The 19,877-nt window shown below is 61.6% G+C and carries 18 protein-coding genes; 13 read left to right on the forward strand and 5 right to left on the reverse strand.

Going from position 1 to position 19,877, the window contains the following annotated elements:
• Positions 1-8 precede the first annotated feature (8 nt).
• The 5 genes from CLU90_RS19515 to CLU90_RS19535 all read left to right on the forward strand — a co-directional run bounded on the left by CLU90_RS19515 (position 9) and on the right by CLU90_RS19535 (position 5,612).
• On the forward strand, positions 9-1,550 hold the full coding sequence (locus CLU90_RS19515; RefSeq protein WP_100428727.1) for a sugar ABC transporter ATP-binding protein: 1,542 nt from the start codon (positions 9-11) through the stop codon (positions 1,548-1,550).
• A complete protein-coding gene (locus tag CLU90_RS19520; protein ID WP_092713382.1) occupies positions 1,547-2,629 on the forward strand; it encodes an ABC transporter permease in 1,083 nt (360 codons plus the stop codon). Before CLU90_RS19515 ends, CLU90_RS19520 begins: the two co-directional genes overlap by 4 nt.
• Positions 2,626-3,600, forward strand: a complete 975-nt coding sequence (yjfF, locus tag CLU90_RS19525; RefSeq protein WP_100428728.1) for a galactofuranose ABC transporter, permease protein YjfF — start codon at positions 2,626-2,628, stop codon at positions 3,598-3,600. The genes CLU90_RS19520 and yjfF overlap by 4 nt, the downstream gene beginning before the upstream one ends.
• Positions 3,601-3,604: 4 nt before the next feature.
• Positions 3,605-4,579 carry a glycoside hydrolase family 43 protein gene (locus CLU90_RS19530; RefSeq protein WP_100428729.1) on the forward strand — a complete coding sequence of 325 codons (975 nt, stop codon included), beginning with the start codon at positions 3,605-3,607 and terminating at the stop codon, positions 4,577-4,579.
• A gap of 91 nt (positions 4,580-4,670) precedes the next feature.
• Complete coding sequence (locus tag CLU90_RS19535) at positions 4,671-5,612, forward strand: LysR family transcriptional regulator (RefSeq protein WP_092713388.1); 942 nt, start codon at positions 4,671-4,673, stop codon at positions 5,610-5,612.
• 84 nt (positions 5,613-5,696) lie between these two features.
• On the opposite strand, the gene CLU90_RS19540 is transcribed toward CLU90_RS19535, so the two are convergent.
• The 5 genes from CLU90_RS19540 to CLU90_RS19560 all read right to left on the reverse strand — a co-directional run bounded on the left by CLU90_RS19540 (position 5,697) and on the right by CLU90_RS19560 (position 11,280).
• On the reverse strand, positions 5,697-6,656 hold the full coding sequence (locus CLU90_RS19540) for an IS110 family transposase (protein WP_100428620.1): 960 nt from the start codon (positions 6,654-6,656) through the stop codon (positions 5,697-5,699).
• Between the two features lie 274 nt (positions 6,657-6,930).
• The gene (locus CLU90_RS19545) at positions 6,931-8,202 is read right to left on the reverse strand and encodes a DUF6445 family protein (protein ID WP_100428730.1); all 1,272 of its coding nucleotides are present in this window, start codon (positions 8,200-8,202) and stop codon (positions 6,931-6,933) included.
• A gap of 54 nt (positions 8,203-8,256) precedes the next feature.
• Positions 8,257-8,988: a hypothetical protein gene (locus CLU90_RS19550; protein ID WP_100428731.1), complete on the reverse strand. Its 732-nt coding sequence runs from the start codon at positions 8,986-8,988 to the stop codon at positions 8,257-8,259.
• A 33-nt stretch (positions 8,989-9,021) separates the two neighbouring features.
• Positions 9,022-9,831, reverse strand: coding sequence for a hypothetical protein (locus tag CLU90_RS19555; RefSeq protein ID WP_100428732.1), 810 nt, complete (start codon positions 9,829-9,831; stop codon positions 9,022-9,024).
• 75 nt (positions 9,832-9,906) lie between these two features.
• On the reverse strand, positions 9,907-11,280 hold the full coding sequence (locus tag CLU90_RS19560; protein WP_100428733.1) for a caspase family protein: 1,374 nt from the start codon (positions 11,278-11,280) through the stop codon (positions 9,907-9,909).
• A 176-nt stretch (positions 11,281-11,456) separates the two neighbouring features.
• On the opposite strand from CLU90_RS19560, the gene CLU90_RS19565 reads away from it, so the two are divergent.
• The 8 genes from CLU90_RS19565 to CLU90_RS19600 all read left to right on the forward strand — a co-directional run bounded on the left by CLU90_RS19565 (position 11,457) and on the right by CLU90_RS19600 (position 19,853).
• A complete protein-coding gene (locus CLU90_RS19565; protein WP_157808861.1) occupies positions 11,457-12,221 on the forward strand; it encodes a hypothetical protein in 765 nt (254 codons plus the stop codon).
• Positions 12,218-13,243: a hypothetical protein gene (locus CLU90_RS19570; RefSeq protein ID WP_100428735.1), complete on the forward strand. Its 1,026-nt coding sequence runs from the start codon at positions 12,218-12,220 to the stop codon at positions 13,241-13,243. The genes CLU90_RS19565 and CLU90_RS19570 overlap by 4 nt, the downstream gene beginning before the upstream one ends.
• Before the next feature lie 27 nt (positions 13,244-13,270).
• Positions 13,271-14,137, forward strand: coding sequence for a hypothetical protein (locus tag CLU90_RS19575; protein ID WP_100428736.1), 867 nt, complete (start codon positions 13,271-13,273; stop codon positions 14,135-14,137).
• Between the two features lies 1 nt (position 14,138).
• Positions 14,139-15,779, forward strand: coding sequence for a hypothetical protein (locus CLU90_RS19580; protein ID WP_232731266.1), 1,641 nt, complete (start codon positions 14,139-14,141; stop codon positions 15,777-15,779).
• The gene (locus CLU90_RS19585) at positions 15,754-16,668 is read left to right on the forward strand and encodes a glycerophosphodiester phosphodiesterase (protein WP_100428737.1); all 915 of its coding nucleotides are present in this window, start codon (positions 15,754-15,756) and stop codon (positions 16,666-16,668) included. The genes CLU90_RS19580 and CLU90_RS19585 overlap by 26 nt, the downstream gene beginning before the upstream one ends.
• Before the next feature lie 246 nt (positions 16,669-16,914).
• Complete coding sequence (locus CLU90_RS19590) at positions 16,915-18,039, forward strand: hypothetical protein (RefSeq protein ID WP_139178245.1); 1,125 nt, start codon at positions 16,915-16,917, stop codon at positions 18,037-18,039.
• Positions 18,040-19,155, forward strand: coding sequence for a hypothetical protein (locus tag CLU90_RS19595; RefSeq protein WP_157808862.1), 1,116 nt, complete (start codon positions 18,040-18,042; stop codon positions 19,153-19,155).
• An 83-nt stretch (positions 19,156-19,238) separates the two neighbouring features.
• Positions 19,239-19,853 (forward strand): hypothetical protein, encoded by a 615-nt coding sequence (locus CLU90_RS19600; protein ID WP_092713410.1) that lies wholly within the window; start codon positions 19,239-19,241, stop codon positions 19,851-19,853.
• Positions 19,854-19,877: the final 24 nt, after the last annotated feature.

Below are 19,877 nucleotides of genomic sequence, written 5' to 3' on the forward strand. Positions count from 1 at the left end.
CTTGCCGCATGATGAATACGCAAGCGCAACACAACGCCGCGCCAGCTCCCTTGCTGGAGTTGCGCGGCATCAGCAAGTCCTTTCCCGGCGTCAAAGCCCTCAGCGACGTTGCCCTGCGCCTGTATCCGGGTGAAGTGCACACCCTGATGGGACAGAATGGCGCCGGGAAATCGACGCTGATCAAGGTGCTGACGGGCGTCTACACGCCCGACAGCGGCCAGATTCTGCTCGATGGCAAGCCCATCGCCCCCGCGTCCACGTCGGACGCCCAGGGATTGGGCATCAGCACCGTGTACCAGGAAGTTAATCTGTGCCCGAACCTGTCGGTAGCGGAAAACATCTTTATCGGCCGCTATCCGCGCCGCTTCGGCGCCATCGATTGGCGTTCCATGCAGCAACAGGCGCGTGCCTTGCTGCAGCAATTGCAGATCGATATCGATGTCACCGCGCAATTGTCCAGCTTTCCGCTGGCCATCCAGCAAATGGTGGCCATTTCGCGCGCGCTGAATATTTCGGCCCGCGTGCTGATCCTCGACGAACCCACGTCCAGCCTGGACGAAGCGGAAGTCAATCTGCTGTTTTCCGTGCTGCGCCGCCTGCGCGAGCAGGGCATGGCGATTCTGTTTGTCACTCACTTCCTCGACCAGACCTACGCCATTTCCGACCGCATCACCGTCATGCGCAATGGCGAGCGCGAGGGAGAATACGCGTGCAGCGAGCTGTCGCGCCTGGCACTGGTCAATAAAATGATCGGCGTGGCGGCCGACACCCAGCCGCAAGAACTGGAACTGGCGCAAGAAGCGGGCGCCGCCAGTTTCGGGCCGAATGTGCTCGAAGCGCAGGGACTGGGCCGCAAAGGCGCCTTGCTGCCCATGGATTTCCACATCCGCCAGGGTGAATTGCTGGGCCTGGCCGGCTTGCTCGGTTCGGGCCGCACGGAACTGGCGCGTTTGCTGTTCGGCGCCGACAAGGCCGATTCCGGCAGCATCGTCATGCAGGACAAGATACGCCAGTTCAACGTGCCGCGCGACGCGATCGCCCGGGATATCGGCTTTTGCTCGGAAGACCGCAAGCACGAGGGGGCGATCCTGTCGCTGTCCGTGCGCGAAAACATCATCCTGGCCTTGCAGGCCCGCACGGGCTTGCTGCGCGCGATTCCCTTCAAACGCCAGCAGGCGCTGGCCGACGAGTACGTCAAGGCGCTCGGCATCAAGACGGCCAGCATCGAAACGCCGATCGGCAGCCTGTCGGGCGGCAATCAGCAGAAAGCCTTGCTGGCGCGCTGGCTGGTGACGTCGCCCGCCATGCTGATTCTCGATGAACCGACGCGCGGCATCGACGTGCGCGCCAAGCAGGAAATCATGAGTTATGTGAGCAAGCTGTGCCGCAAGGGCATGGCCATCCTGTTCATCTCGTCGGAGTTGCCGGAAGTGCTGCGCTGCAGCGACCGTATCCTGGTCATGCGCGACCGCAAGGCTTGCGGCGACTATGCGCGCGGCGAGCTCGACGACAGTTCCGTGCTGCAAGTGATCGCCGGAGACGCCACATGAGTTTATCCACGCCATCGAGCGCGCCACTGGCGCGTCCGGCTTCCACTACGGGTACGTCCGCCTTGCATACCGTTCTGCATCATCCCCTGAGCCGGCCACTGGCCGCGCTGTTGCTGCTGTTGCTGGTGGCCTTCTTTGCCATCCCCGGCTTTTTCCACCTGGAAGTGCGCGACGGCCATCTGTACGGCAGCGTGATCGACATCGTCAACCGCGCCGCGCCACTGATGCTGGCCGCGCTGGGCATGACCCTCGTCATCGCCACGCGCGGTATCGACATTTCCGTGGGCGCCGTCGTGGCCCTGTCCGGCACCGTGGCCGCCATGCTGATCGGCGGCACCATGGTGATGGACAACGGCGTGCCGACCTACGTGAGCAACATCCCCATGGGCTGGGCCCTGGCGGCCGCCCTGGGCGCGGCCCTGCTGTGCGGCGCCTGGAATGGCGTGCTGGTGGCGGGACTCGGCTTGCAGCCCATCGTCGCGACCCTGATCCTGATGGTGGCGGGACGTGGCCTGGCGCAATTGCTGACGGATGGGCAGATCGTCACCGTCTATTATCAGCCGTTCTTTTTCATCGGCAGCGGTTACCTGTTCGGCTTGCCGTTTTCCCTGTTCCTCGTCGCTGCCGTGTTCATCATCACGGCCGTGCTGATGCGCAAGACGGCCCTGGGCCTGTTCATCCAGGCCGTCGGCATCAACCCCGTCGCCGCGCGCCTGGCCGGCATCAAGACGGCGACCTTGATCTTTTTCGTCTACGTCTTTTGCGCCGCCTGCGCGGGCCTGTCGGGCCTGATGATCAGCTCGAACATCAAGAGCGCCGACGCCAATAACGCGGGCCTGATGCTGGAACTCGACGCCATCCTGGCCGTGACCCTGGGCGGCACTTCGCTGGCCGGCGGCAAGTTCAGCTTAGTTGGCAGCATGATAGGCGCGCTCATCATCCAGACCCTGACCTACACGATCTATTCGCTGGGCGTGCCGCCGGAAGTGAACATGGTCGTCAAGTCGGTCGTCGTCTTCCTCGTCTGCCTGTCGCAATCGTCGGAATTCAAGCAATTGCTGCATCGGAGAAAAGCATGAAGGGCTTGCTGCACACCCCGTATTTCACCTCGCTCGTCACGGTCTTGCTGCTGGTGGTGATGCTGGGCCTCGGTGGCGCCGCCTATCCGGGCCTGCTGTCGACGCAAGTGATCTTTAACCTGTTGATCGATAACGCCTTTTTGCTGGTGATCGCCGTCGGCATGACCTTCGTCATCGTCTCCGGCGGCATCGATTTGTCCGTCGGGTCCGTGCTGGCCCTGTCGACCATGATCGCCGCCTGGCTGCTGAACGTGGCGCACTGGCCGCCGCTCCTGGTGATCGTCACCGTGCTGGCGCTGGGCACCGTCTTTGGCGCCGGCATGGGCGCGCTGATCCATTACTTCAAGTTGCAGCCCTTCATCGTCACCCTGGCCGGCATGTTTCTGGCGCGCGGGCTGTGCTATCTGATCAGCATCAACTCGATTACCATCGATGATCCGCTATTCGTCGCCATGTCGCAGACGCAATTGCAATTTCTCGGCGGCTTCGTTTCGCCCGGTGTCGTGATTGCCGTGATCACGTTGCTCTTGGCCATCTGGCTGGCGCACGCCACGCCGTTCGGCCGCGCCGTGTATGCGATCGGCGGCAATGAGCAGTCGGCCCTGATGATGGGCTTGCCTGTGGGCCGCACCAAGGTCTTCATTTATGCCTTCAGCGGCTTTTGCGCCTCCCTGGGTGGCGTGCTATTTTCGTTCTACATGCTGTCCGGCTATGGCTTGCATGCGCAAGGCACGGAACTGGACGCGATTGCCGCCGTCGTCATCGGCGGCACCCTGCTCAGCGGCGGCTATGGCTACGTGGCGGGCGCTTTGTCCGGCGTGCTGGTGCTGGGCACCATCCAGACCCTGATCGCCTTCGACGGCACGCTCAGCTCGTGGTGGACCAAGATCGTCATCGGCGGCTTGCTGTTCGTCTTTTGCGTCGTGCAAAGACTGATGGCCATGGGCCAGAAAAATACCAATCGGAGTTAATAGCATGTTTCAAAAGAATAAACTTGCCGCAGCCACCGGCATGGCGGTAGCGCTCGCCTGCGCCTCATTCGGTGCACACGCAGCCAACCCCATCGTGAAAAACATCTACACGGGCGACCCGGCCGCGCTGGTCGACAATGGCAGGGTCTACCTGTACGTGGGCCACGATGAAGCGAGCGCCTCGGATACGGATTACCGCATGCACGAGTGGCGCGTGTATTCCTCATGCGACATGGCGAACTGGACGGATCACGGCTCGCCCGTGCGCTTTTCCACCTTCGCGTGGGCCGGCAAGGATGCGTGGGCCGGCGACATCGTCAAGCGCGGCAGCAAGTATTATTTTTACTCCACAGTCGACCATAAAACCATCCCCGGCAAGGCCATCGGCGTGGCCGTGTCCGACAGCCCGACGGGCCCCTTCGTCGACGCGCGCGGCAGCGCCCTGATCACGAACGACATGACGAAACAGACGGCGATTCCCTGGGACGATATCGACCCGGCCGTCTTCATCGATACGGATGGTCAGGCCTACATTTACTGGGGCAACACGGTGTTGAAATACGCCAAGCTCAAGTCCAATATGACGGAGCTGGACGGCCCGATCCTGACCTTCGGCATGGATGCGTTCACGGAGGCGGCCTATATGCACAAGCATGGAGGCAGCTATTATTTGTCCTACTCGCGCAATTTCCCCGAGGAAACGGCGTATTCGACGGGGCCGACGCCGACGGGTCCGTGGCATTTCCGCGGCACCATCATGGACAAGAATGCCGTCGTGAAAACCATTCACCAGGCCATCATCGAGTTCAATGGCAAGTCGTATATTTTCTATCACAACGACAAGTTGCCCGGCGGCGGAGAATACCGGCGTTCCGTGGCCGTGGAAGAGCTGAAATACAAGCCGGACGGCAGCATCGAATTCATCCGGCAGACGGCTGGCCCGGCCGCCAACCCGAGCGCCGCCTGCAAGCCATTGTGAACGCTTGCTGACCACACAAAAAGGAGACACGGCGATATCTATAATATCGATATTGAGTTAAAACCGATATCGATCATGATATGATTTATTCATGGATACCCTCAACCCCAACTGGTTCTTGCGAGCCCGCCTGAAGACGCGGCAATTGCTGCTGTTGATCGCCCTTGACGAGCAGCGCAACATCCATCGCGCGGCGGAAGAATTGCACATGACGCAACCGGCCGCGTCCAAGCAAATCAAGGATCTGGAAGAGATGCTCGACGTGCGCCTGTTTGACAGGCTGCCGCGCGGCATGGAGCCGACGATCTTCGGCGAGACGATGATACGCCACGCGCGCATGGCCCTGACGAGCCTGTCCTTGGCGCATGACGACATCGTTGCCCTGAAGTCGGGCTTGACGGGCCAGGTGGAAGTGGGCGTCATCATGACGCCGGCCATGGCCTTGCTGCCGCGCGCGATTGCCCGCATCAAGCAGCAGGCGCCCTTGATGCGCATCGGCGTGCACCTGGAGCACAGCAATACCCTGATGGACATGCTGCAGCACGGCACGCTGGACTTCATGATCGGGCGCATCCTGGAAAAGGAAAGCAGCGCGGGCCTCATCTACGAGGAATTGACGGAAGAGCCGGCCAGCGCCGTGGCGCGCAATGGCCATCCGCTGCTGTCGCGCAAGAATCTGCAATTGAAGGATTTGGCGGCCCAGCCGTGGATCTTGCCGCCGCAAGGCAGCATCCTGCGCCACCGCTTCGACATGATGTTCCGCCGCGCGGGCCAGGAACCGCCCGTCGACGTCGTCGACACGACCGCCTTGCTCTTGATCACATCCTTGCTGCAACAGACGGACTCGCTGCACGTGATGCCGACGGAAGTGGCGCACTACTATGAATCGTTGAACGTGCTGAGCATCTTGCCCATCGAATTGCCGTGCAAGATGGATGCGTTCGGCATCATCCGCCAGCAGGATCATTTGCTGTCGCCGGGGGCGGATATGCTGCTCAAGGCGGTGCGGGCGACGGCGGCGGATATGTATTGAGTGCTGTGCTGGTGTTGTCGGATTACGCGCTTGCGCGCTCATCCGACCTACGCCTACGCCACATGGTAGATACTGTTATCCCCGTCAAGCGGCGTGCAAGGTCGGATCAAATATTTTTCCCGACCTGAGCACGCCGAATGCCACGTGCACCAGCTTGCGCATCATGGCGCCGATGATCAGTTTCTTTGCCTTGCCAGCAGCACGCAGGCGCTGACCAAAGCGCTTGCCCCAGGCTGTCCGGTACACGGTCACCATGGCGGGCATGTACAGCGCTTTGCGCAGGAAGCTGTGGCCGACCTTCGACATGCGTGGCTTGCCACGTACGCTGGAACCAGACTCGTGCTGGCGCGGGTCGAGTCCCGCAAACGCCACGGCTTGCTTGGCGCTGTCGAAGCGCTCGGGATTGGCATAGTAGGACAGCAGCACCGGAATCGTCCGCTCTCCGAGGCCAGGAATGGTGTCGAGCAGCTCACGCTTGCCGCGCAAATCCGGGTCGTCATCGATATGCCGTCTGATGGCTCGGATCAGTTCCTTGATCTGGCCATCGAGCCAGGTGATGTGATCGACGATGCCCTGGCGTACCGCTGCACGCGCCACATCGAGCCGATTGCTTTCCTGCTGGCGCATGGCTTGCAAGGCTTCCAGGCGCAGTACCATGGCGCGCAGTGCCTGTTCGGCCGGCGACGGCGCCAGCCATGGCTCGGGCTGGCGTTCATGGGCGAAGTCGGCGATCAGCTGCGCGTCGACTTTGTCCGTTTTCGTGCGCACCAGGCGCGAAGCGCCGAAGGCCTTGATCTGCGCCGGATTGATGACACTGACCAGCATGCCCCGTCCCGCCAGATATTCGGCCACCCTTTCCCAGTAGGTGCCGGTCGCTTCCATACACACACGCGGGCTGCCGGCCTCATGCTTGAGTAGCCATGCGTGCAGCTCGGCGTATCCTTTGTCATTGTTGTCTACTACCTTGTTACGATGCTTGCCATTGGGCAGGCGCAGCGCGCAGTCGAGCTTTGCCTTGGCAACGTCGATTCCCAGATTAAACATGCTGTGCTCCTCTTGCGATCTACCTTGTGAATGCGGGCTAACCGGCATGCCGGTGCCAAAGATACTGTCCGATCTTGACATTGAGGATGGGTAACTGGTGCGAGATCTACGAAACTGGCTCGGAGCCTAAGGGCGGATACGGCATCCAGTTACCCGGTCTTGATATGCCTACCAAGATTTTGACAGCGGTCGATACCGTTCGCAATATCACGAACGGCATGAAGGGAATAATACAAGGTCGGATTAGCGGCACGCGTAATCCGACAATTGCCCCTTACACTCGATCCGGCACCTCAAAGAAAAACAGCTGCACCAGCCGCCCATTCTCCGGCGTGTCGCCAAACACATTGCTGATCGAGTGGAAATAGTGGCCCTTGTACACGATCAGGCGGTTGTGGCGCATCGGTACTTCCAGCAGGGCTTGCCAACTGTCGCGCTGTTCCTGCAAGTCGTTGAATTTCTGCACTTTGCTGTTCGGCAGCCAGCGTTTCTGGAAATCCTTGAAGCTGGCGTAGCCGCCCGCTTTCACGTCCGCTTCGGGTAATCGCCGGTACCAGCCGCTGGGCTGGTGGCGCCAGAAGGTGGTGCCGCCCTGACACTGCTCGGGCGGGTTCAGGTATAGCACGCCCGCATAGAAATTGAAATTATTGCCCGTCTCGTTGTCCACGTGGATATCGGTGCGCGCCATGGCGTCCGCATAGCTGAGGCGGTAGGAACCATTGTCGGGTGAAATGAAACGGATGGGGCGGCCCAGCGCCGTGGCGATGCGCTCCATGATGGCCTGGCTGGGCTGGCCCGCCGTCTGGCTGCCCGGATAATTCTGTCCCGCATAGCGCTGCTGCTCGAACGGCAGGGCCAGCGCCTGCGCGCGCCAGGCGGCGGGGTCGGGCAGGAAATCGTCGAGGATGTGCAAATCGGTTTCGCGCAGGAAATCGTGCAAGCTTGCCGGCACGTCGGGCGCCGTCAGCCGTTCCGTATTCTCCGTGCCGGGGCTGGCAAAGCCGATGCGGCACGTGTGCGCCAGCGCCGGATGCAGTGCCAGGCCTTGCGCGTAGCGTTCCAGCGCCAGTTCCTGCTGTCCCGTGCGGTAATACAGCTCGGCCAGTCCCTGCAGGGTTTGCCAACGCTGCGGGCGCAGGGCGTGGGCACGTTCCAGCTCGGCGATGGTCTCCATCAGCCGCTGTTTTCCCATCAGCAATTCCGCATGGCTGATGGCGAAATCATGCTCGTGCGGCGCCAGCCGCGCCGCCGTGGCGTAGCTGGCCAGCGCCGCGTCGCTGTCCGTACCGCGCAGCACGTTACCGAGGTTGTAATGGAACAGGGCGTTGTCTGGCTGCTGCTTGAGCGACAGTTTCAGCAAGCCCAGGCCGATGGCGCCCTGGCCCAGCTCCAGCATGGCCAGGCCCTGGAAATGCTGCGCTTCGGCCAGGGCCGGATTCAGCTTATAAGCGGCCTGGTAGGCGTTGATCGCCTCGATCAGCTTGCCCTGCTGCTGCAGCCCTTGCCCGTTTGCCAGATGTTGTTCCGCCAGTGTCTGTTCGCCCATATGTCCCGATCCCGATCCCGATGCAATGTGGCGAACAGTGTAACCGAGCCCGTTCTACCGTGCCTGGTTGACGGGAATTTCTTCCCCGTTCAGCTTGATCGCCACCTTGACGATCTGCGCCTTGACCTGGTTGCTGGCCAAGTCCGCTTCCTGGGCGTAGGCATACACGACGATGGCGAAGTCCTTGTAGCCGCTGCGCGCCGCCTCGATCTTGCGGGCCGCCTCCTGGTCCACTTTCAGCAAGGAATAACCGTCGCCATTCGTGAAGGCCAGCTTGTAGTCGCCGTTGTCGTACATGTAGTAATACGTGCCCGCGTCGGCGAACTTGGCGGGGAAGGCGGCCTTGTCCATGGCGTACGGCGACAGCGCACCCTGGCCATTGATCTGGTAGCGCAGGTAGCGCCTGGTTTTCGCTTCATTGACCTTGGCGTCGATCTGCGGTTTCAATGCGTCGAGCACTTCCTGCTTGCGGAAGGCATCGTTGCTGCCCGCATATTCGCGCGAGATGCGCTGCGCCACGGCCGCGTAGTCGGGCGGCACACCGGACAGGGCGAGGTAGCTGTACATCAACTGGTGGCCGCTCGTGATGTCGACATAGCTGGACGCTGGCGTGGCAGCGTCCGCTTGCGGCAGGCTGGCGGCGGCCGCCTTCACTTGGGCTTTCGCGGCCAGGTCGGCGACATTCGCGGCGACGGGGGCGGAGGCGGCCGGTGTGGTGTTCTCGGTCTTGCCGCAGGCGGACAGGATCACGGCGATGGCGAGCAGGGTAGGGAGATTACGTTGCATGATATTTCCTTTAGTAAATGTGTAAGAGGTGGCTTAGCCGATGGTTTTACGTTTGTATTCGCCGACGCCGTAAGCGGCCAGGACGATGGAAGACGCCAGCACCAGGTAAAAACCGATGCCAAACGAGAGGCCTTGCCACACTTGCCCCAGCATTTCGCTGGCCATCTGCTCGGCCATGCGGGCCGCGCGGGTGCCCATGATGCCGCCCATGGCGTTGCCCGCGTCGCTGACGGCGCCCTTGATCTTGATGAACAGCAAGCTGCTGTGGATGACGATGAACAGCAGCGGGGCGCACTTGCCCAGCGCCGCTTTCGGGTGGCGGCTAAGCATGGTGGCGCAGCATCCGGCAATGGCCAGCAGGAAGAAAAATTGTGCGGACGTAAAACCTCCGCCGCCATCGCGGGCAAAGCTTTCCAGGCTGTCTGCGGACAAGCCCAGCAATTGCCAATAGGTGCGCGAGACGGAAGCGAACAGACGGATGCCGATGGTGTTGAAGATAAAGGCCCCGGCGATCAAAACGCCCAGGCTGGCCAGCATCTTGATGCCCAGGGCGGACACGGCCTGGCCCCACAGTTGCTGGCTTTTTTCGCGCGCCAGTTTCGCCGCGCCGGCCATTTCTTCCTGCGCCAGCTGCTGTGTCGCCACGGCGCTGACGGTGGCGAGGCTGCCGGCCTCATCGAAGCGCACGTCGACGACGGCGTTGATGGCGGGTGCCACGTCCGAGCGCCAGTGCGTGGCCACGTCGAAAGCATGTTGAATGCCGGCCACGCTGACGGAACCCTGTCCGCTCGGTTGGTAGGCGAGGATGCGGCCACGCTGGCCGGTGGTGGTGAATGGTTGCATGAGATTTCCCTGGTCACTGTCATGCTCTATTGCATGTACCCACGGATAACGGGGGCAGTTCAGGGAAATCTAAAATTATTTTGAATTATTTTTTGGCGGCTGCATCATGTCCTTGGCGGCGCCCTGGTAATCCTTCATCAAGCCCATGAAAGCGTCCTGCAAATGCCGGGCCGCATCCTGCGGAGGCGCGCCCGTGCGCCGGGCCAGGTCGAATTTATACGCATGGGCGGGGCTGTAGCCAGCTTGCGAGGCCGCGTCCAGCAGTGCGCCCGCGCGTTTCAGCGAAGCGGGATCGCCCTTGACCATCAGCAATTCCGCCAGATAGGTCTGGGCAATCGGAAAGTCTTTCGCGGCCGCTTTTTCCAGCCACTGCATGCCCGCCTTCGGCTGTTTTATTCCAGCGTCGCCGCCGCCGATGCCATAGCCGAGGGCCGTCAGCGCCACCAGATCGCCGCCCCGTGCGCGCTTTTCCAGCTGCTGGCGGGGAAATGGACGGGCCGCGATCTGCATGCGGATTTCATAGTTGATGTCTTGCAGCACATTGCCCGGCCATACCTTGGCGCCGGCTACGGCTGGCTTCTCCACCGTTGGCGCAGGCGCGCGCACGCCACCTTGTCCACCGGCCAGCACGCCTGGCGTTGCCTGGCTGACGCCCTTGCCGCTGCCCATGTTCAGCACCAGGCGCGCCGACGTTTCGCCGAACGACACGCGGGGCTTTTGCACGTCGTGCGTCATGGCGGCAACCCTGGCCGCCACTTGCGAAAACACATCGCTCATCGGCAAACCCGGAGCATCGAGCGCATCGAGCAGGGCGCTCGTGTAGGGGCTGTTGCGTGAATCGGGCGACCAGAAATCGCGCGCCAGGGCGCCGGGACCGGCCGAATAGGCGATCACCACGCCGCGTGGCGCTTGCGTGTCGGCAAAGCCGTGGCTGGCCGCGTTGCCGCCGCCGGCAATCGCCACGGCGCCGCCGCGCGTATATTCCTGGCGGCAGGCGTCGAGGATCAGCACGGCGCCGCGCGCGCCCGTGCGCTGCAAGTCGCCGGCCAGGCTGGAAACGGACACGCCCTGCGCGGCGATGGCGGCCGCACTGAGCGCATTCATGTTCGCGCCCAGCGGCAGCACATAGTTCGCCTCGCCCGCCTGCGCGCCGTGGCCCGCGTAAAACACGAGGGCGATATCGGCGCCGCGCGCCTGTGTGGAAAACTCGGCCGACGCCTTTTGCAGCTGTTGCGCATTGATGTCCGTGCGCAACAGCACTTCAAAGCCCAGGCGGCGCAGGCGCTCGGCCATGGCGCGCGCATCGTTCACGGGATTCAACAGAGGCTGCGGATAGGCCGCGTTGCCGATCACGAGGGCGATGCGCTTGCCGGGGCCGCTGGCGGCTTGCGTGGCGTTGCTGTTCAGCAAAAACAAGGTGGTCAACAACAGGAGGAATAAGCGGCGCATCGGTGTCTGGTGGAATTGTCGTTGGAGTAACAAAAGTTAGCGATTTTTACTCTGATATGAGAAAATTGCTTAAATGCATTTTACCTTACTGACAAGTTTCTCTTGTCTGGCCAGCGCACGGCGTGCATCGTCGCCGGCCAGTGGCGCGTGCCGCCCAACACACGATCGGACCGGCTTTGCAATCGGAACAATTTGAACGGATTCATGCTTTCTGGACCCGCCGCCAGCAACTGACACAAGGCGAACTGGGCGAATTTTACCAGCGCGTCATCGCTGCGCTGACCCCATGCCGTCCGCGCGAGGCGGCGTCGCTGGGCGACTCGCTGGCCGACTTGCGCCACCAGTTCTTCATTGAAAAAGTCCTGCACGGTGACAGCGACGCGGTCCCCCACCACGTCGGTGCCTTGTTCCTGTACTTCAAGCGCTTCATCATCGACCAGTTGCGCAAGCAGCGCGATGACGAAGATACCGATGCGCAAGAAGGCTGCGACTTGCGCGCGCCCGATGCGTATGCGGAACCGCTGCGCGACTACCAGCTCACGCCGCAGCATGTGCGCGACGCGGCCGACGTGTTCATCACCACCTTGCCGCACGATTTGATCTTGCTGCTGCGCCATTGCGGCTGCGGCGGCATGCCCGTCAAGGAACTGGCCGAGCAGATCGCTTCCGCGCATTACCACGGCGGAAAATTGGGCCTGGTGCACAGGCAGAAGGGTGATCCCGCCAGCGCGGGCCGCCAGATCGTCGAGCCGGCCCACCGCGCCACCTTGCTGGGTAGCTGGGTCTTGAACCTGCTCAAGCTGCGCGTCGGGGACGCCTTGGCCGCGCGCGATATGCAGGCGGCGCAAATAGTTTTGGATATCTTGTGCGTGGCCGCGTTATCCCTGCACATGGACCCTGTGTCCCCCCACCCGAACCCTAATGAAAGGCCATCGGCATGACTGCATTGACGCCCTCGCTGGCCATCGTTGCCGCGCGCCTGCCGTCGCCCCCGTCTTCCGCCGAATTGCTGGACGCGGACGTGGCCGGCGATACGCCCGACTGGCGCGGCATCGCCGTGCCGGAACACCTGCTGCAGCGTTTCGAGCGCCGCAGCGACGCCGCGCCGCTGGCCGGGCGGCCCATCGCCGGTGGACAGATTCACCTGCTGGCGCGCCGTCCCGGCTTTGGCGCCGTGCTGCTCGACGCCTGGGACAGCACGCGGCAGCGCTGGCGCGGCTGGCTCGTCACGCCGGACACGGCGTATGCGGACGCCTGCGGCCTCGTGGTCGAGGAGCGCGACGCGCCGGCCGATCCGCGCGCGGGCCTGGTGCTATGCGACATGCCCGTGACCCTGGCCGTGACGGATCTGGGTGCCTGCCTGGGCGTGTTCAGCCAGGAGCGCCTGCAGGCGGCACGCTGGCTGGAGCTGCATGGCCGCGCGAATGCCGCCACGGCCGCGCCCGGCGTGATCGCCCGCGTGGCCTTGCCCGGCGGCGACTATGCGCTGACGGGCACGCCCTTGTCGAGCGAGCTGGGCAAGGATGGCCGCGTGGCCTACCGGCAACTGCTGCGCCAGGGGCTGCAGCAGTTGCAGATCGCTTCGGCCGATGCCGCCGCGCCTCAGGTGACGGCGCCGGTGCGGGCGGCCAATGCCAATCGCTGGCTGAAGATCGTCACGGCCGTGGCCGCCAGCGTGATGGTGGTGCAATCGGCGTGGCTGTTCCTGCCGAAAGAGAGCGCCGTCGTCGGCAATGGGGAATTCCGCAGCGGCGGCAGCGGCGTCGAGACGGGCGTGCGCACGCGCGTGCTGTTCCGCGCCGAGGCAACGGAGGCGGAAATCCGCACCTGGCTGCAGCGCGAGCAGCTGGAAATCGTCGCGGGACCGGACACCCTGGGCGCCTTCACCGTGCTGTCGCGTAACCGCCAGAAAGTCTTGCCGCCGCCAGGCCCGGGCAATCCGCTGGCCGTCATCAATCCCTGACCCAGAAATAAGAGAAAGTTATCGAGCATGACAACGTATAAGAATTTTGCATCCGCGCACTGGCGCACATTGATCGCCGGCGTGGCCGCCGGCGTCCTGTTGACGGGCTGTGCCATGACGCCGAATGGCCGTGGCGGCGTGTTGATGGGCCTCGATACGGCCGAGCTGTTCGGCACGCCGATTTCCACCTTCCGCCTGCGCGACGGCACGGAAGGGACCTTGCGCAAGGACCCGCAGGGCAAGTATTCGATCAAGCTGTCGCAGGCCTTTCGCGTCGTGCCGCTGGCCAATGCCATCACGGCCCGCGTGGCGCGCGTGGAAAACGTGGGCGAACGCACGGTGGTGATCGTCGAAACGCAGGAGCGCGGCTGCGCCTACCGCTATGAAGTGCTGGCTTTCCAGGGCACGGACGTGCTGCAGTGGACGGTCGGCAATTGCAAGGACCGCCCCCGCGTGGACGTGGCGGCCGATGGAAAATCGCTGAATATCGATTTCCCCAACTACAACCGCCTGTCGCGCATGATCTACACGGACAACCGCCTGCTCAACGCCAGCGTGGCCGTGCCGCCGGGCGTCGATACGCGCGCCCAGCCGTTTGCCGACGACGCCTTGCGCGGCACGGGTCCTGCCATCGCCACTATGCCGGCTGGCAACGACAGCGGCCGCGTGATCCCGGCGCCGCCGGCCCCGACATCGGCTCCGGCGCCTGCCGCCACGCCGAAAACGGGCAGCCGCGCCAGCGCCAGGCCGCGCCGCCAGGACACTGCGGCCAAGGCGGCAACGCCCGCCGCCATCAGCCTGCCCGCGCCGCGTGCCGCAGCGGCCGCTCCGGCGGCGCCGATGATCTTCCAGGCCGAAGAGATCAAGCCCGTCGTCATCGATTTGAGGAAATAAGATGGCCGCGAGCTTGCGCAGTCTGCAGATCCGGCAGACCTTGATCCTGATCGTCCTGACGATCATTTACCTGTGCTTCGAGCTGGGCTTCAATGCCCGCCTGCTCGACGTGGTGGGCGGCGACGTCAAGCCGCAGGACGTGGAAGGCGTGGAATTCTATGGCCGCAGCCTGTCGGGCATCGCCGCCGCGCTGGTGGTGCTGCAACTGATGTGGCGCCGCCGCCTGAAGAACAATGGCAGCGGCCCCAGCTGGAAAAAGATCCTCTTTTGCTGCGTCGCCACGGCGGCGGTCGTGTTCGGCATTCTGAAAACCACGGTCACGGTGCTGGTCGAAACGCGCGATGCGCAATTTCGCCGCCTGGCCTTCAACACGACCCTGATGCAGCGCTCGCTGGTGGGCGGCAGCCTGCAATTGCAGGGCCTGGTTGATGATGCCACCCTGTTTGCCAAGCCCGAAGGCAAGGCTTTTCTTGCGCTGTTTCCTTTCCTGGCCGTCTCGGTGGGCCACCTCGATGAGCGCATGGAGCCGGCCAAGGAGCAGTTGATCAATTTCAACGTGCGCAAGATCGCCGGTGGCGCTGCCGGTTACTATAAAAAATACCAGCAGGCGATTGACGAAGTGCGCGACAAGTGGAAACTGTATTCGGGCATCATTCCCGACGACGATGCGGGCTTGCGCCAGCAGCAGGAAACGGCGTGGAACGATTACCGGCAAAGCCTGTCGCGCCATGGCTGGCAACCGCATTCCGTGCCGGCGCGGCGCAAGGCGGCCGTCGTCAACAATGTGCGCAAGAAAGTGCCCGTATCGGCCAACTGGCACCCGGCCGACCAGTTATCGTTCCGCCTGGCCGTCAAGCGCCGCTATGCGTCGGAAGCGGCCAGCAAGGGCTTGCACATCAAGGGCGACCGCATTCCGCCCGGCTTGTCCTTTGCCGCCTTTGTGGCGCGCCCCGGCATCCAGGCTGTGCTGCGCGACGGGCCGGACGGCGGCGACGGCAGCGAAGCGAGCAAGGGTTTGCGTTTGCCCAAGGGCGCCGTGGTGCAGGATGCGTATGCGAGTCCGGCCGAGTTCAGCCGTCTGTTCGACCAGTTCGCCGCGCGCCAGACGGCGGAAAAGCTCGTGGAATACCGCGCCAGCCGCAACGACTTCGAAGTGGGCGGCAAGTACTTTGAAGAGGGCAAGGAAGCGGCGCGCGCGGCCATCGTGCCGCCCGTCGCCCTGTTTTTCTCCTTGCTGGGCGCCATCGGCCACTTCTCGAAACTGCTGTACCTGATCGCCACGGTGGGCTTGCTGGTGCTGGCGGCACGGCGCGGCGAGCAGGCGGGCGCCGATGGCCAGCTGAGCCGCCGTTCCGCCTGGATCGCCACGGGCGTGCTGGCCAGCGCCTTCCTGGGAATCTGGGGCATCTTTACTCTCTCGGACAATAATGTCACGAAGAGCGAGCTGTTCCGCCAGATGCTGGACTGGAACCGCCAGGCAGCCGATGACAGCACGCGCTGGCAAATCGCCGGCAAGGGCTTGCTGGCCAATATCACGCACGTCGTGGCGGTGGGGCAGGGTTACAGCTATCCCGTCAACGAAGCGATCCGCACCAACGTTTTGCAGGGAATTGAATATGGTTATCACCCAGAAAAAAAATAAGGCGGCCGCACTGGCCTTGCTGCTCAGCTTGGCCAGCACGGCCGTGCATGCGGACTGCTTGGGCATGAAGGTGCACGCCCACCGTGGCGCCGGCAATGCGCCGGAAAACTCGCTGAGCGCGCTGCGTAACACGTATTTCGGCACCTGGGACGGCGTCGAGACGGACTTGCAGCTGCTCGGCGACGGCAACTGGGTCGTCCACCACGACCTGCTGACGGGCAGGGTCGTCGACACGGGCTCGCCCCGCACCGTGAAGCAGTTGACGGCCGACGACTGGCGCGCCGCCAGCATGAAGAACCGTGGCGTGGCCACGCCGGAAACGCCGCCTTTTGTGACCGATATCGCCGACCTGGCCACGGCCTTTCCGGCTAAAACCCTGAACGCGGAAATCAAGGATGTCGTGTCGTCGTGCGCGCCGATCGCCACCCTGGTGGGGCAGTTGCGCGCGAACATCAAGCACGGCAACTGGTTCTTGACGTCGGGCGTGCCGAACAACCTCGCTTGCGCGCGCCGCGCCGATCCGCAGGGTTATCTGGGCCTGCTCGTGTTTGACGCGCGCAATGCGCAGGCGGCCGGTGCCAACCGGATCAGCCGCTACATCGCGAAAAACGCCCGCCCGCCCAAGCTGGACAAGCCGTGGCTGCAGCGCGTGCAGCAGCAGATCGGCATGCCCACGGGCGTGCACGTCGATGCGCGCAGCCTGGACGCCAATCCGAATTTGCTCAGCGATGCGGCCAGCCTGAGCATGCCCGTCTTCGTCTATGCCGTCGATGGCGACTCGGCCCTGGCCGCGTCCTTGCTGCGTGCCCAGCAGCGCAACCACAGGTTGCCCAGCGGCGTCATTCTTGATGGCGATCCCGAGACGTTTTGTGCGATGATGAAAAATTAATGGAAGGCGGTCTTGATGTTTATTGCACCGCTTTTTAAAAAAATAGCCAGATATTCTGTGGTTTATTCTCGGCAAATCACGGAACGTCGGAATTTACAACAAACGTAATAAGTTGGAAAAAATACTTTTGATTGCTTGATGAAAAATAAGTTACAATTTATGCTATTTCCATGAGGCAATAGGGGTTGGTTTGTGTGGTCGAAATCTAAGATATCTGCAGTTCTGTCATTTCAGCTGATTTTTTTCTTGCTTGCGATCCCAGCTTATGCAGCTGATATAGCGGTAGCCGGATTTGCATTTTCCGGTGATTCCGCCACGGCCGGCGTTCGTTTCCCATATTCCCATCAAGTATATATGCGTCTGCGTGCCGAGAATTCGGGCCAGAACCTTTCGCGTATTATTCACGACCGTAGTGGCAAAGTGGTCAATCCCGCCTTCAGCCTGTTGCCGCCATCCTCTCTCGTTAATCTCAAAAAAAGTGATCAGGCATTGATTACAGTACTGGTGCTGACCGGTGAAACGGTGTTGACGGAGAATTTTGGTAGTTATTACAAAACCTTTGTCAATTTGCGTGGCGATGCCCTGATATTCGATTACAAGAGCAAGACCGTGGTGCGCAGCTATCCCGTCAATGCCGCCCTGTTTGATGCCACGCCGGACGCACCCGATGCGGCACGTATTCGCGGATTCATCGAACAGTTATTGTTGAAGGAAGAGGGCAAGGGCTTGGTGACGCAATATCTGGATCGCCTGTCGCACGCGACCTTGCCGACCCCAGGCCAGCGCACGATCCAGATCCGGCGTGCCAAGGTGGCACCTGAAGCGCTGGCGGTCATGCCAGAGGTACTTCGCACTCAGCCACAACTCATGGAAAGCATGGTGGTCGATGCTTTTGCTTCGGTGCTGTCCGCCAAGGCAGGCGTACCGCTACTGCCCACCAAGGCGGGTGATGCCTTGGGACGCATGTCTCTGCGGCTCGAGAATGGTGATGACGTCGATTTGCGCGTGGGGGAGGGTGATTATGTTTTTGATATCACTCTGAATAAGTTCGCCAAGATTAAAGCGGCGGAAACGGCTGTCGCTATATCGTATGTTTACGGTGCATATGCGCACGTTCAGTTTTCCGAACCGTTGCTCAATTCAGATTTTCTGAATACTGACTTGAAAAATGGCGAAACAGCAATTGTTCCTGCCGGCCGCATCGGTTCCGATGATTTTGCGGCCTATCAGGATGCCTTGCGTGGTCTGTTTTTAAAGTTGACCGCCGCATTTGAAGGTGGCGACATGAAATGGATACAGACCGCGGCAGGAGCCAAGGATATTGGAAAACAACTCGAGGCAACTCGGGTGATATTAAAGGCGAGTAAATAGATGAAAAAATTAATGTTGTTTTGCCTGGGCTTGTTTTTGGTCGGCCCATGCTTTTCCCAGGTTATTCAGATAAAAGGCGCGGCGACGGTGAAATATGCGGCCATGCTGACGGATGCTGACAAGGAAATGGCTTATCAGAAGGCGCAAATGGCGGCGATAGAACGTTATTTCGCTGAAAGCGGCGAAGCGGAATCGGAAAATTTTGAAGCGATCCAGGGGAAAATTGAAGCCAATCTGGATAAATTCTTGCTCAGTACTGTTGTCCTGAATGAGCAGGATCAGACCAGCCTGCGCAAATATTCCGTGGCAGTGCGTGCGGAACTCAATGTGGCGAAACTGAGAAATACCCTGAAAGGCGCCAGTGCCACTGGTCGGGTATCGAACGGGGAAAAATCGCAGATGGTGTATGTCTTTGTCGGCCGCGAAGTGGCCAGCGTCAAGGCATTTGATGAACGTGTCGTCAAGCGTGCCGAGTTGACCCTTGACGGCAGCGCGAAAACGACCGGCAGCGTGAACGGCCGCGAAGGCGAATCGCTGAGCGGCGGCGCCGTCGCCACCAGTGCCACCGTGCGCCGGAATGAAAACGTTGCCCTCAAGCAGACTATCAAGGTCGAAACGGGTGGCAGCACCGTACGCAAGGCTGATGAAACCGATTACCGCGTGTTTTCGCTGGCCAATCAGAAGACGGCCGTGACGAGCGTGTTTTCGCAAGCAGGGTATCTGGTCGCCGATCCTGACTTCGTACTCGGTGACAAGGACATTCCGTCAGTGAATAAAGATTTCTCCAAAGGTAATGATTTGGCACCCGCGACCATGCGTTCCATCGTTGCCGCCTTGCGCAAAGCGAATGTGCCTCTGCTGGCATTGGCCACTTTTGACGTCAATCCTGCCGCGACCGATGAAGCGACCGGCTTGCAGCGCGTCGTGGTATCGGTCACCGGCCGTGTACTCGATTTGCGTGGCGCATTGCCGCGTGAAGTGGCGGCCGTGCCACCGGTGCAGTATTTTGGCCTTGGTGCGGACAATGCGACAGCCCAGACCAAAGCTTTGAAGGACGCATCTGCACTGGCGGCCAAGGAAATTATCAGCCGCTTGAGCGCTGCTGGCGTGTATTGACATACCGGTGCGGGCGGCAGGTCGAACGCCCGCATCTTCCATTTCCTCGACTGTTTCCCATTCTTCTTATAAAAAGGCAAGTCATGAAGCATATCCGTATTTCCGCATTGTTGGGTGCGACCCTGTTGGCAGTTTCGAGCCTGGCATCGGCTCAATTCGGTGGCCTGTCCGGTGCGCTGGGCGGCGGCAAGGGAGTTACAGCCGAGCAGATCGTCAAGAAATATGTCGGCGGTACGCAAAGCGTCATGAAAGCCGATGCCACCATGCTGGCCGCGTTTGGTTTGAAGGAACAGTCGGACAAGGCCGCCTTGGAAGCGCAGAACCTGACCGAGGGCGCCACCAAGGATAGCCTCCAAGGTGCGAGCAAGATGCAAAGCGAAAACAGCAAACTGCTGGAAGAACAAATGAAGGGCAAGAAAGTAGCCATGGATGATGCGAGCAAGCAGCGCTTCACGGAAGGACTGATTGATCTGTCGAAAGGCGTGATCCAGTACGTCGGCATGAGCAAGGATGTCGGCAGCTTCAAGCCATCGGTCACCGCACTGGGCGCGTCGGCCAATTCGGCCCTGTTTATCGCGCAAAACCTGCCGTCGTCGATCAAGGCCGTCGGCAGCACCTTGAAAGTGGCGATTGATTTTGCCAAGAACAATAATATTCCGCTGCCAAAAGAAGCCAGCGACGCGACGGCATTGCTGTAAGTCAAGAACGGGATAGGAAAGATA

The sequence above is a fragment of the Janthinobacterium sp. 67 genome, assembly GCF_002797895.1.
Lineage (GTDB): Bacteria > Pseudomonadota > Gammaproteobacteria > Burkholderiales > Burkholderiaceae_D > Janthinobacterium.